This is a genomic window from Gryllotalpicola ginsengisoli DSM 22003 (assembly GCF_000419445.1).
In the GTDB taxonomy this organism is placed as follows: domain Bacteria; phylum Actinomycetota; class Actinomycetes; order Actinomycetales; family Microbacteriaceae; genus Gryllotalpicola; species Gryllotalpicola ginsengisoli.
Genome location: NZ_AULK01000008.1, coordinates 18,359 through 31,488, shown reverse-complemented (window position 1 = coordinate 31,488; position 13,130 = coordinate 18,359). Strand labels below are relative to the sequence as shown.

General features: G+C 72.3%; 10 protein-coding genes. 5 read left to right on the top strand and 5 right to left on the bottom strand.

The annotated features are described in order from the left end of the window. Window positions 1–11: 11 nt before the first annotated feature. Window positions 12–182 (bottom strand): hypothetical protein, encoded by a 171-nt coding sequence (locus H563_RS18155; protein WP_169409505.1) that lies wholly within the window; start codon window positions 180–182, stop codon window positions 12–14. 131 nt (window positions 183–313) lie between these two features. Here H563_RS18155 and H563_RS0112505 point away from each other — a divergent pair, with 131 nt between their 5' ends. Both H563_RS0112505 and H563_RS0112500 read left to right on the top strand, forming a co-directional pair. After that, the gene (locus tag H563_RS0112505; RefSeq protein WP_022882941.1) at window positions 314–1,480 is read left to right on the top strand and encodes an exonuclease SbcCD subunit D; all 1,167 of its coding nucleotides are present in this window, start codon (window positions 314–316) and stop codon (window positions 1,478–1,480) included. Continuing rightward, window positions 1,477–4,185, top strand: a complete 2,709-nt coding sequence (locus tag H563_RS0112500) for an AAA family ATPase (protein WP_022882940.1) — start codon at window positions 1,477–1,479, stop codon at window positions 4,183–4,185. Before H563_RS0112505 ends, H563_RS0112500 begins: the two co-directional genes overlap by 4 nt. On the opposite strand, the gene H563_RS0112495 is transcribed toward H563_RS0112500, so the two are convergent. Then, the gene (locus tag H563_RS0112495) at window positions 4,172–6,706 is read right to left on the bottom strand and encodes a glycoside hydrolase family 2 protein (protein ID WP_022882939.1); all 2,535 of its coding nucleotides are present in this window, start codon (window positions 6,704–6,706) and stop codon (window positions 4,172–4,174) included. The genes H563_RS0112500 and H563_RS0112495 overlap by 14 nt on opposite strands. Window positions 6,707–7,015: 309 nt before the next feature. Here H563_RS0112495 and H563_RS16605 point away from each other — a divergent pair, with 309 nt between their 5' ends. The 3 genes from H563_RS16605 (at window position 7,016) to H563_RS0112480 (ending at window position 8,801) form a co-directional block, all read left to right on the top strand. After that, window positions 7,016–7,933, top strand: coding sequence for a cytochrome c oxidase assembly protein (locus tag H563_RS16605; protein ID WP_022882938.1), 918 nt, complete (start codon window positions 7,016–7,018; stop codon window positions 7,931–7,933). A gap of 66 nt (window positions 7,934–7,999) precedes the next feature. After that, window positions 8,000–8,431, top strand: coding sequence for an SRPBCC family protein (locus tag H563_RS16600; protein WP_022882937.1), 432 nt, complete (start codon window positions 8,000–8,002; stop codon window positions 8,429–8,431). Further along, complete coding sequence (locus tag H563_RS0112480) at window positions 8,421–8,801, top strand: ArsR/SmtB family transcription factor (protein ID WP_022882936.1); 381 nt, start codon at window positions 8,421–8,423, stop codon at window positions 8,799–8,801. The genes H563_RS16600 and H563_RS0112480 overlap by 11 nt, the downstream gene beginning before the upstream one ends. On the opposite strand, the gene H563_RS0112475 is transcribed toward H563_RS0112480, so the two are convergent. From H563_RS0112475 to lysS, 3 genes are all read right to left on the bottom strand, one after another. Further along, window positions 8,798–10,120 (bottom strand): ABC transporter substrate-binding protein, encoded by a 1,323-nt coding sequence (locus H563_RS0112475; RefSeq protein WP_022882935.1) that lies wholly within the window; start codon window positions 10,118–10,120, stop codon window positions 8,798–8,800. The genes H563_RS0112480 and H563_RS0112475 overlap by 4 nt on opposite strands. A 134-nt stretch (window positions 10,121–10,254) precedes the next feature. Then, window positions 10,255–11,592 carry a Gfo/Idh/MocA family protein gene (locus tag H563_RS16595; RefSeq protein ID WP_022882934.1) on the bottom strand — a complete coding sequence of 446 codons (1,338 nt, stop codon included), beginning with the start codon at window positions 11,590–11,592 and terminating at the stop codon, window positions 10,255–10,257. Further along, window positions 11,589–13,106: a lysine--tRNA ligase gene (lysS, locus tag H563_RS0112465; protein ID WP_022882933.1), complete on the bottom strand. Its 1,518-nt coding sequence runs from the start codon at window positions 13,104–13,106 to the stop codon at window positions 11,589–11,591. Before lysS ends, H563_RS16595 begins: the two co-directional genes overlap by 4 nt. Window positions 13,107–13,130 lie beyond the last annotated feature (24 nt).

Genomic DNA, 13,130 nt, shown 5'->3' with positions numbered 1-13,130 from the left:
CCCGCGTGCGATCAGGACTTGCTGGGCAAGCCGCGCTTGGCCCGCTCCTCTGCCTCGATCTTGGCGTATGCCTTGCGCTCCGTGCGGTCGGCGCGCACGATGGCGGCCATCACCCACCAGAAGACGAGGCCGACGAGCACGGTCGGGGCGAGCGCCCAGATGATCCCAGCCCACACGTTCATGTCGAGCACACTCTACGCGGCGCCGGGTGGGCGAAGGCTGGGCGAGGCGGTGATCGGATGCGTGCCGCCGGGCCCGCTCGCGACGGCGGCGGCGCACCCGGGCGTCGCACCCCGCAGCTAGCGTGATTCGCATGCGCATCCTGCACACCTCCGACTGGCACGTGGGCCGCACCTTCCACGGGCATCCGACGCTCCCGGCGCTCGCCGGCGTGCTCGACGCGCTCGCCCGAGAGGTGCGTGAGCGCGAGGTCGACGTGGTGGCGGTCGCCGGCGACGTGTTCGACTCGGCGACCCCGTCGTCGGAGGCGTTCGCGGTGCTCGGGGCCGCCCTGCGGGGCATCCGTGAGGCCGGCGCGCAGCTCGTGGTGACCAGCGGCAACCACGACTCGCCGGCCCGGCTCGGGTTCCAGTCCGAGTTCGCCGCGTTCGGCGGGGTGCACATCGTCACGCGCGCCGAAGACCACGCCGAGCCCGTCACCCTGCGGGGCCGCGACGGGGTTCCGGTCGACTTCTACGGCATCCCCTTCCTCGAGCCCGCGCTCATCCGGCATTTGTGGCCCGACGAGCCGCTGCGCAGCCAGGCCGATGCGCTGCGGTTCGCGATGCGCAACGTGCGGGCCGCCGCCGCGGCATCCGCTCACCGCAGCGTCGTGCTCGCGCACTGCTTCGCCGCGGGCGGGCAGGCGGAGGCGAGCGACGCCGAGCGCGACCTCAGCGCCGGCGGCCTCGACGTGGTGCCGCTCAGCGTCTTCGACGGCGTCGACTACGCGGCGCTCGGGCACATCCACGGCCGCGCGGCGCTCGCGGAGCACGTGCGCTACTCGGGCGCGCCGCTGCACTACTCGTTCAGCGAGGCGGGCAAGCCGCGCGGCGCCTGGCTGGTCGAGCTCGGCGCCGACGGGCCGGCCGAGGTGCAGTGGGTCGACCTGCCGGTCCCCCGCGCGCTCGCCGTGATCACCGGCGAGCTCGACGAGCTGCTGACGGATGCCGCGCTCGAGGCGCACCGCGACGACTGGGTGGCCGCGATCCTCACCGACCGCACCCGCCCCCTCGACGCGATGCGCAAGCTGCAGTCCCGCTTCCCGCACTGCGCCAGCCTCGAGCACCGCCCCGCGGTGGTCGACTCGGACGGCGCGCGCGGCTACCGCGAGCGCGTCGGCGGCAAGGACCGTCCCGACCCGGAGGTGATCGCCGCATTCCTCGCGCACGTGCGGAACGGGGAGGGCCCGAGCCCTGCGGAGGCCGAGCTGATCGCCGAGCTCGTCGCCGAGCGCGCCGCCGCGGAGCAGACCGCGTGAGGATCAACCGCGTCTCGATGACCGGGTTCGGCCCGTTCAAGACCACCCAGAGCGTCGACTTCGACGCCTTCGCCGACGACGGCATCTTCCTCATCGGCGGCAAGACCGGCGCAGGCAAGTCGACCATCCTCGACGCGATCTGCTTCGCGCTGTACGGAACCGTGCCGCGCTACGAGGGGCAGGCCGCCGCCCAGACCCGGCTGCGCAGCGACCACTGCGCCCCGGAGGATCCGACCCGAGTCGAGCTCGAGTTCACGGTCGGCGAGCAGCGCTACCTGGTGCGGCGCTCGCCGGAGTACGAGCGCCCGAAGACCCGCGGCGACGGATTCACGACGCAGAAGGCCGAGGCCGAGCTGTTCCAGCAGGGCCCCGACGGCGGCTGGGTCGGCCTCGAGGCGCAGCTGCGCACGGTCGGGGTGCGGCTCGCGCAGATCGTGCAGCTGTCGCAGGAGCAGTTCCTGCAGGTGATCCTGCTGGCGCAGAACCGCTTCCAGGAGTTCCTGCTCGCCCGCAGCGAAGACCGGCAGTCGCTGCTGCGCACCCTGTTCGGCACCCGCCGCTTCGACGACTACGACGCCGCCCTGCAAGAGCGCCGCCGCGAGCTGGAGGCGGCGCTGACGCGCGGGCAGGGCGAGGTCGACTCGCTCGCCCGCCAGCTCGGCGCGCTGCTCGAGCAGCCCGAGACGCTGCCGACGGATGCCCGCGCCGCGGTCGCCTGGATGTCGTCGGCCGTCGACGGCCATCGCGAGCGCCTGACAGCCGCCGAGGCCGAGGCCGCCCGCGCCGACGGCGCCTGGCAGACGGCGCGCGCCGAGCACGACCGGCTGGCGGAGGTGCACGGCCGCCAGCAGCGCCGCGCGGCGGCGCTCGCGCGGCGCGAGGAACTCGCGCAGGCCGGCGCGGACCTCGAGCGGGAGGTGCTCGACGCCCTCGCCGCAGCCGCCGCCCACGTCGGGCCGCAGGGCTCCCTCGACGAGGCGGCCGGGGCCCTGGCCGAGCTCGCCGGATCCCTCTCCGGCGCCGTGCAGACCGAGCGCACGCTGCCCGAGCGGGAGCGCGCCGTCGCCGCCGCGGAGGCCCGGCGCGAGAAGACCGCCGAGCTGATCCGGCAGGCGCGCGAGCACGCCGTCGAGTGGGAGGCGCAGCTGCGCGCCCTCGAGCCGCAGCTCGACGAGGCGACCGCGCAGGCCGCCGACGAAGGCGCGGCGCTCGAGGCGCTGCGGGCGATCACCCCGGTGCTCGAGGCCCTCACCGCCGCCGTCGCGGTCGGCGCCGCCGCGGAGGAGGCACAGCGGCGCGAGCTCGAGGGCGGCAAGGCCCGCACCGCCGCCTCCGCTGCGCTCGACGAGCTGCGCGAGCGGCGCCTCGACGGCCACGCGGCCGAACTGGCGGCCGCGCTCGTCGAGGGCGAGCCGTGCCCGGTGTGCGGGTCGACGCAGCACCCGGCGAAGGCGAGCTGGAGCGGCGAACCGGTCACGGAGGACGACCTCGCCGCGGCCGAGGCGGCGCTGCAGCAGGCGGAGGCCGAGGCGAAGAGCCTCAGCCGGAGGGCGGCCGATGCCCGCGCGAAGCTCGCCGAGCTGCAGGGCGCGGCCGCCGGCCACACCCTCGAGACCGCGACCGCGGCGAAGGCGGCGGCCGAGGCGCGGCTCACGGATGCCCGCGCAGCCGCCGCCCGCGCCGCGGAGCTGCGCGCCCGGCGCACGAAGCTCACCGCGCAGTTCGAGGGGCACGACGCCGAGCTCGAGCGCCTCACCGCCGAGAGCGACGCGGCGTCCGCCGAGTTGGCCTCCGCCCGCACGAGCCTGGATCAAGCGCGGCAGACGGTCGCCGCAGCCCGCGGCGACTTCGACGCGGCCTCCGCCCGTGCGGGCGCCGTCGACGAGAGCCTGCGCGCCGTGCGTCGGCTCGCCACGCGGCGCCAGGAGCACGAGGCGGCGCTCGCCGGGGTGGAGGCCACGCTGGCCGAGGCCGAGCTGCAGGAGCTTCCCGACGAGCCCGTGGAGCTGACCGAGGTGCGCAGGCTGCTCGCCGAGGCATCCGTCGCCCGCGACAGCACGCGCGACACGCGCACCACCCTCGCCACCCGGCTCGAGACCGCCACCGGATACCTCGAAGCGGCGCGCGCCGCCCACGAGCGCTCGGCCGAGCTGGCGGAGCGCTACGAGGTGGTGCGCCGCCTCGCCGCGACGGTGCACGGGCAGCCGCCGAACACGCGCGCGATGCGACTCGAGAGCTTCGTGCTCGCCGCCGAGCTCGAGGAGATCGTGCAGGCCGCCAACGCGCGGCTCGCCCAGATGACCGGCGGCCGGTACCTGCTCGAGCACTCCGACGAGCGGGCCGCGCGCGGCGCGCAGTCGGGGCTCGGGCTCGCGATCCTCGACCAGCACACCGGTCTCGCCCGGCCGACGCCGTCCCTGTCCGGCGGCGAGACGTTCCTGGCCAGCCTGGCCCTGGCCCTCGGGCTCGCCGAGGTGGTCACGGGGCGCGCCGGCGGCGTCCGGCTCGACACTCTGTTCATCGACGAGGGCTTCGGCTCGCTCGACTCGGAGACGCTGGAGATCGCGATGGGCACCCTCGACTCGCTGCGCGCCGGCGGCCGCACCATCGGCCTGATCAGCCACGTCGAGGCGATGAAGGAGCAGATCCCGGCGAAGCTTCAGGTCGAGGTCGCCGACGGCGGCTGGAGCGTCATCCGGCAGTGACGGGCGCGAGCAGCTGGTTCGCCGACCGCAGCACCAGCGGGTCGAGGAACGCCTCCGGCCCGACCTCGGCCGCCGAGGCGATCTCGAACCGGGCCGACTGGCCGGCGAGCAGCGTGACGAGGCCGCGGTCGACGGTGGCGGCCGGGTCGACGCGGTCGACCTGCAGGAACACGTCGCGCAGATAGGACCGCGCGGTCACGGCGACCGCGAACCCGGCATCCGTCTTCTCGGCGACGGCGTCGAACGCGTCGACGGCGAGCGCCTGCTCCGCCACCTCGGCGCCGTTCAGCACCGCGACGGCGAAGCCGCTTCCCTCGCCCACCGGGGCCGCGACGACGATCTCCTCGGCGGGCGCCTGCAGCTCGGCGACCTCGGCGGGCAGGTACAGGGTCTGCACGCCGCGGGCGGGCACGGATGCCTCGAGCACCGTCTCCGACCGCACCGACCCGTCGAACGCCTGCCGGCTCACGCGGAAGGCGCCGTCGAAGGAGGCATCCGTGTCGTTGACGAGCACGAGCGCGAGCGCGTCGTTCTCCGGCTCCGCGCCCTCGAACGCGGCCTCGCGCGCGGCCTTGGACGGGCGCGGCTGGATCGTCGCGAGCCGGGGCGAGTATGCGTCGCGCAGCGCGTACCACAGCGGCTTGCGGTGCTCGTCGAAGTCGACCGCCGCCCATGACACGACCGGCCAGTTGTCGTTCAGCTGCCACAGGATCATGCCCGTGTTGTGCGGGGTGAGCGAGCGGAAGTGCTCGACCCCGAAGCGGATCGCGTGCGCCTGGTTCAGCTGCATCGCCCAGTGCCAGTGCTCGATCGTCGTCGAGGCGGGCAGGTGGCCGGCCGCGCCGCGTTCGAGCTTCGTGTTGCCGAGGTTCGCCTTCTGGTGCACGAGCATCTCGTGGCCGTACGGGTCGAGCGGCTCGTCGTGCACCACGGCCGTCAGCGTCGACCAGGCGGGCGGGCCCTGGAACCCGAACTCGGAAACGAAGCGCGGCCGGTACTCGCGGTACACGGTGTAGTCGCGCTGGTTCCACACGTCCCAGATGTGCATGGTGCCGTTTCGCGGGTCGTTCGGGTGCAGGTAGTCGCCGAAGCTGTACGGCGAGGCCGGCGAGTAGAACCGGGTCGGGTCGAGCTCCGCGATGAGCTTCGGGAACAGCCCCTGGTAGTAGCCGTCGCCCCAGGTGCGGCCCTGCAGCAGCGCCGGCCAGCCCCAGTCGGCGTAGCCCCAGATGTTCTCGTTGTTGCCGTTCCAGATCACGAGCGACGGATGCGGCGACAGCCGTGCGATCTGCTCGCGCGCTTCGGCCTCGATCTCGTCGGCCAGGTGCGGCTCCTCGGCGTAGGCGGCGCACGCGAACAGGAAGTCCTGCCACACGAGCAGCCCCTTTTCGTCGGCGAGGTCGTAGAAGCCATCGGACTCGTAGATGCCGCCGCCCCACACGCGCACCAGGTTGACGTTCGCCTGCACGGCGTCGTCGAGGCGGCGGGCGTAGCGGTCGCGGTCGATCTCGGTGAGGAAGGCGTGGTCGGGGATCCAGTTGACGCCGCGCACGAGGATGAGCTCGCCGTTGACGAACACCCGGAACGGGCGGCCGACGACGTCGGGCGAGGTGTCGACGTGCACAGTGCGGAAGCCGACCCGGCCGGTCCACCGGGCCTCGCCCGCCGTGACCGCGACGTCGTACAGGGGCTGCCCACCGTGGCCGACGGGCCACCACAGCTCGGCGTCCGGAACCCGCACTTCCACGGTGGCCTCGGTGGTGTCGGCCGGGGCGCTCGCGCGCGCCGTCCACGTGCCGCCGGGGCCTGCGACGGTGACCTCGATCGGGGCATCCGTCGCCTCGCCCACGCCGTCGCGCTCGAGCTCGACGTGCGCGGTGAGCACCCCCGTGCCGTCGACCACGTCGACCAGCGGGCGCACCGACGCGATGCGCACGCCCGACCACGAGTCGATGCCGATCGGCTGCCAGATGCCGCTGCCGGCCACGTCGATGCCCCAGTCCCAGCCGAAGTGCGAGGCGGTCTTGCGCAGCTGGTTGTAGTCGTGGTGGTTGACCCGCGGCAGCGCGCCGTAGCGCTCGGCGCGCTCGGTCACCTCGGGCACGGGCGCCGCGAATTCGACGACCAGCTCGTTGTCGCCGTCGACGAGCAGCTCCCGCGCGTCCCACCGGTAGGAGCGATGCTGGTTCTCGGTGCGCGCCACCTCGCGCCCGTTGAGCGTCACGGTCGCGACCGTGTCGAGACCGTAGGCGACCAGGTCGTGACGGATGCTGCCGTCGTCATGCCACTCGAAGGTCGTGCGGTAGCGCCACGACGTGTCGCCGATCCACTGCTGCGCCGCCTCGTTGTCGCCGTCGAAGGGGTCGGCGATGACCCCGGCGCGCAGCAGGTCGGTGTGGATCACTCCCGGCACCACGGCCGGGATCGGCTGCGCGGGGAATCCGTCGGGGGTCGGACCGGAGACGGGGGCGACCGTCCAGCCGTCGGCGATCGGCGTGAAGGTCTCAGGAATGAAGCTCATGGCTCGCTTTCATGGAGGACGTGGGCGCGAACGACAGCGATCGCAACGATTCGAGCCTAGGCTGACGCGAGCTGCTTCCGGCGCACTCACCGCCCGAGCATCCTTCGCCAGCTCGATTCGTCGATTTGTGCTCCCCCATCGGCCCGCCGTCGCACTAATCGACGAGTCACTTTTCTGCCTTCCTGCGATTCGTCGATAAGTGCTCGGACCGGCCCTCTGACGAGCAAGAAGTGACGAATCGCCAAGAGCCGCCTCGTCGCCAGCGCCCCGCCCCTCCGTGCGGCGCACGCATAGCCGATGCGGGAGAGAATGTTCTGGCACGAAAGGAGCGAGGCCACGCCGTCCATCCCGCAGTTCCTGGGCACCTGGTCGTTCGACCCGGTCGCCGCCGGGGCGATCGTCGTGGCCGCCGTGCTGTACGGCTACGGCGTCGTCGTGGCGCGCCGGCACGGGCATCCGTGGCGCCTGTGGCACACGCTCGCGTTCTACCTGCTCGGCCTCGGCTCGTTCGCCTGGATCCAGTTCGGCTTCCTCGGCACGTGGTCGCACGACCTGCGCTGGGCGTTCACGACCCGCGTCGCGTTCCTGCTCTTCCTCACGCCGATGCTGATGGCGCTCGGGGCGCCGCTCACGCTCGCCCGCGCCGCGCTCACCGGCCGGGCGCTCGCCGCGCTCGAGGCGCTGATGCGCTCACTGCCCGTGCGACTGATGGGCAACGCCATCTTCGCCCCGCTGCTCGCCCTCGCGGGGTTCTCGCTGTTCCTCACCCATCTGGCCGCACCGCTGCGCCTCGACGAGGGCTGGGCGGTGGCGATCACCCTGCTCGTGCCGCTCGGCGGCCTGCTCATGACGCTGCCGATCGCCGAGGACACCCGCAGCCGCACCAGCCTGTTCATCATGTACGAGTTCCTGCTGTCGCTCGTCGAGCTGATGATGGACGCGATCCCGGGCATCTTCCTGCGCCTGCACGACTCCGTGCTCGACGGGGCGGCGGCGATCACGCACACGGCGTGGGGAGCGCCCCTGCCGGCCTGGTTCCCGAGCCCGCTGCACGACCAGCACCTGTCCGGCGACTTCCTCTGGTTCATCGCCGAGATCGCCGACCTGCCCGTGCTGATCGCGCTCTTCACGAGATGGACCCACGTCGACCGCCGCGATGCGAAGCAGGTCGACGAGCTCTCCGACGAGGAGTACGAGGCCGCGGTGCGCGCCCACCTCGGGCGATGACTTGACAGCACGGATGCTTTACCGCAGGGTAATTCTTACCAGTCAGTAAGACATCCGGAGGCCCTCATGCCCGAAGTCATCCGCACCATCGAGATCGCCGCCCCGCCCAGCGTGGTCTGGAAATGGTTCTCGACCCAGGACGCGCTGCGCCGCTGGTGGGGCACCCCCGACCTCGAGATCGACCTCGTGGTCGGCGGCGCCTTCACCTTGACCGGGCCCGACGGCGAGACCCGAGACAGCGGCACCGTGCTCGAGCTCGACCCCGAGCGGCGCCTCGTGCTGTCCTGGCTGGAGGAGGGCACCGGATGGGTGCATCCGGGCCGGCTGCTGTTCCTGCTCGAGCCGACCGACGGCGGCACCCGGGTGACGCTGCAGCACGACGGCTTCGCGGGCATCGGCAAAGCGAACTGGCAGGGCGTGCAGGCCGCCTACGAGCGCGGCGCCGACGCGCACGCGCTGCTGCCGAAGCTCGCCGAACTGGTCGCGGATGCAGCCTGAGCCCCGCAACGCCGGCAACGCCGCCGACTCGCGCACCTCCCGCACCTCCCGCGACGAGCTCTTCCGCATGCTCGCCGACCCGACGCGCCGGCGCATCCTCGACCTGCTGGCCGAGCGCGGCACGCTGACCGTCGGCGAGCTCGCCGCCGAGTTCCCCGAACTCGTGGCCTCGGGAATCTCGAAGCACCTGATGGCGCTGCGCGCGGCCGGCCTGGTCACGGCCACCCGCGAGGGGCGCAACCGGCGGTACCGCATCGACGCCGACACCTTCCAGGCCGTGCTGACCCCGTGGCTCGCCCGCTACGCGCCGTACTGGGGCGACGCGCTCACGCGCCTGCAGCACCTCGCCGAGTCGGACGAACACCCCTAGGACGCCTGCTTGATCTGCGCGGTCAGCTCGTCGATCACCGCCTTCGCCGCCGCGGCCGGCTTCGCCCGCTTGAAGAACACGTCCGTCGCGTGCCGGCGGATCACGTCGGTCGCGGTGCTCGTGCCCTTCGGCGGCACCGGCGGGGTGTCCTTGATGTCGGGCTTCATCTTGTCGAGCAGGGCGACGCCGGCCTTGTCTGCGTCGGCGAGCTGCGGCGTGATGGCGGACAGCACGTCGGAGTTGGTCGGGATGCCCCGCTCGGCGAGGATCACCTTCCCGGCCTCGGTGGAGTTGACCAGCCAGTCGATGACGGCGGATGCCTGGGCCGGCGCCTTCGTGCGCGAGGACATCGACCAGAACATCGACGACTTGAAGTAGGCGCCGTTGTCGGCCGCCTTGCCCGTCGCGCTCGGCGGCCGCAGCATCGTGATCGGATCGCCGGTGGCCTGCTCGTACGCGGCGAGCTGGTTCGTCCAGATCCACGCCATGCCGGCCTTCCCGGTGCCGAAGAGGCTCTGCTCCAACGCCAGCGTGACGTCCTGCGTCCACTGGTCGGGCGTCGGCCCGGCGCCCGACTGCACGATGTCGTTCCAGCGCTCGAACCATGCGGTCGCGTTCTCCTCCGACAGCCCGACCTTGCCGCTCTTGGTGAAGAGCTGCTCGCCGTTCTGCCGGGCCCAGATGAACGCATCCGAGTCCTGCATCAGCAGCGACGTGCCGACGGTCTTGCCACCCGTCGAGTCGGAGATCTTCTGCGCGAGCTCCTGGTAGTCGTCCCAGGTCCAGGTGCCGTCGTCGGGCAGTTCGGCGCCCGCCTCCTTGAGGATCCGCTCGTTCACCGCCACGCACATCGCGTTGCGGCCGGTGCTCACCCCGTAGAGCTTGCCCTGGTAGGTGCCCGACGCCATCGCGTCGTCGTCGAGCTTCGAGGTGTCGAGGGCCTCCTGCTGCGACAGGTCGGCGAGTGCCCCGCGCCCGCCGTACTCGGCGATGTACGCCCAGTCCATCTGGATGATGTCCGGGGCGTCGTTGGCCGCGACGTGCGTCGACAGCTTGGTCCAGTAGCTGTTCCACTCGCCCGGATCCGCGGTGAAGCTGATCTTGCCGTGCTTCTGGTGGTACAGGTCGAGCAGCTTCTGCGTGTACGCATTGCGCACGTCGTTGCCCCACCAGGAGAAGGTGAGCTTCGCCGTCTTGTAGGCGTCCGCCGCGCTGCTGCCCGTGCTGGCGGCGCCGGTTCCGCAGCCGGCGAGGGAGAGCGTGCCGAGACCGGCGAGCGCGAGGAACCCGAGCTGCCGCCGGGTGATCTGTGTGGCCATGTATCGACTCCTTTGTCGGGTGGCACCGAGGAGGCGAGAAAGCGCTTTCCTCGCCAGGCGTCATTATGGTGAGGCCGTCGATCGGCTGTCAACGTGCCATGCGCGCGCGATGAGCTCGAAGGCGATCGGATGCCTCAGCGGCGCGCCCACGGAGCGCGGAGCTCCGCGAAGGTGCGGCCTTCCTCAGCCGCGCGACGGCACCACTGCTCGACCTCGCGCACCACGGGGTGCCGGTCGGGGCCCTCGCCGGCCCAGTCGAGGTGCTCCGCCGGGATCGGCAAGGGGTCGGGCGCCGTGCGGATCGCCTCGACGACGCGCATGAACGCCCCGGTGCGCGTCAGCGGCACGAGCAGCTCTGCACCCGTTTCGCGGTGGTCGAGCAGGTTCTCGAGCAGGCTCGTGCGGCCGAACGTTTCGGGCGCAGTGGTGGTCTGCACTTGTGCTGAGCCCTGTCGAAGCACTTGTGCTGAGCCCTGTCGAAGCGTCCGCACCTCGTCGACCGTGTAGGCGAACTCGGCCGCCCCCTCGTCGCCGACGGTGGTCACGGTCGGCAGCGACTGCTGCGGCGCGCACAGCGTGAGCGCCGCGCTGACCACGGCGCCGTTCGTGCCGGTGACGCGCACCGCCGAGGTGTCGTCCGCCTCGATCGGGTTGGCCCGGTACAGGTCGACGTCGACGCGGGCCACCTCGGATGCCTCGTGCAGCCCGACCACCGCGAGTGCGGTCGCCACGGCGTGCGCCAGCGGATTCGTCACCACCCCGTCGCAGACCGGAGTGCCGTCGGGGAAGGCCCGCCGCCCGGCCCACGACGAGCGCGCCCAGTACGCGGCGGTGCGCATCCAGGTTCCGACGGCGAACGCGCGGCTCGGGGCGCCGACGCCGGGCAGCCCGGCGCGCAGCGCGGGCACCGCGTGCGAGCCGAGGCTCTGGAAGCCGACCTGCACCGCCCGGCCCGCGCTCCGCTCGAGCTCGAGCAGCCGTTCGAACTGCTCCAGGCTCGGTGCGGGCGGCTTCTCGAGCAGCACGTCCGCGCCGTGCTCGAGCGCGAGAGCCGCCAGCTCGAAGTGGGTCGGGATCGGCGTCGCGACGACGACCAGGTCGACCTGCCCGGCCGCCGCCAGCGCCTCCCCCAGCGTCCGGTACACGGGGATCCCTGAGGAGGGCGCGAAGCGCCCGTCTCGAAGGGTGGTCCCTGAGGAGGGCGCGAAGCGCCCGTCTCGAAGGGTGGTCCCTGAGGAGGGCGCAGAGCGCCCGTCTCGAAGGGCGGTCCCTGAGGAGCGGCCATCGGCCGCGTCTCGAAGGGCGGTCCCTGAGGAGGGCGCGAAGCGCCCGTCTCGAAGGGTGGTCCCCTCCGCCGCGACCACCGGGTCGGCCACGCCCACGAGCTCAACCCGCTCCCCGAGCCGCGCCAGCTCCGCGAGGTGGGTCTGCCCGTACCCCCGCGCACCGGCCAGCACGACCCGTGCGGTCATTTCACCAGCGGGAAGAGGATCGTCTCGCGGATGCCGAGGCCGGTGAGCGCCATGAGCAGCCGGTCGACGCCCATGCCCATGCCGCCCGACGGCGGCATGCCGTGCTCGAGCGCCTTCAGGAAGTCCTCGTCGAGGCGCATGGCCTCGTCGTCGCCCTGCGCGGCGAGCGCCGCCTGCGCCGCGAACCGCTCCCGCTGGATGACCGGGTCGACGAGCTCCGAGTACCCGGTGGCCAGCTCGAAGCCGCGCACGTACAGGTCCCACTTCTCCACCACGCCGGGGATCGAGCGGTGCTGGCGGGTCAGCGGCGAGGTGTCGACGGGGAAGTCCATCACGAAGGTGGGCCGGGTCAGCGACTCCTTCACGAAGTGCTCCCACAGCTCCTCGATGTACTTGCCGTGGATCGGATGCTTCACCTCGATGCCCTCGCGCTCGGCGAGCGCCGCGAGCTCCTCGATCGGCGTCTCGGGCGTGAACGAGGTGCCGGCCGCCTCGTTCAGCGAGTCGTACATCGAGATGCGCGGCCACTCGCCGCCGAGGTCGAACTGCGTGCCGTCGGCCCAGGTCACCACGTGCGAGCCGTTCGTCGCCACCGCGGCGTCCTGGATCAGCTGCTGGGTCAGGTCGGCGATCGTGTTGTAGTCGCCGTACGCCTGGTAGGCCTCGATCATCTCGAACTCGGGCGAGTGGGTCGAGTCGGCGCCCTCGTTGCGGAAGTTGCGGGCGATCTCGTACACCCGCTCGATGCCGCCGACGACGGCGCGCTTCAGCCACAGCTCGGGCGCGATCGACAGGTACAGGTCGGTGTCGAACGCGTTCGAGTGGGTGACGAAGGGCCGGGCGGATGCGCCGGACGCGACGACCTGCAGCTTCGGGGTGCTGACCTCGAGGAATCCGTTTCTCGCGAACGTCTCGCGCACGCTCGCGGTCGCCTTCGCGCGGTTCACGACCGTGCGCCGCGCCTGCTCGCGCTGGATCAGGTCGAGGTAGCGGCTGCGCACCCGGGTCTCTTCCGAGAGCTCCTTGTACATGTTCGGCAGCGGCAGCACGGCCTTGGCCGCGATCTTCCAGTCGTCGACCATGACCGACAGCTCGCCGCGGCGGGAGGAGATCACCTCGCCGTGCACGAACACGTGGTCCCCGAGGTCGACGAGCTCCTTCCAGCGCTGCAGGCTCTCCTCGCCGACCGACGCGAGCGACACCATCGCCTGGATGCGCGAGCCGTCGCCCGACTGCAGCGACGCGAAGCACAGCTTGCCCGTGTTGCGCTGGAACACGACCCGGCCGGCCAGCCCGACGACGTCGCCGGTGGTCTGGTCGGCCTCGAGCTCGGGGTACTTGGCGCGCACCTCGGGGATCGTCGTCGTCAGCGGCAGCGACACCGGGTACGCGCCGTTTCCGAGATCGGATGCCTCGGCTTCCAGCCGCTCGCGCTTCGCTAGCCGCACCGCCTTCTGCTCGCTGATCTCCTCTGCGGTGAGGTCGGGGGTGTCGTCGGTGGGCTGCTCGGCCAATGCTGTTCCTTCGTCGGGCTGGTT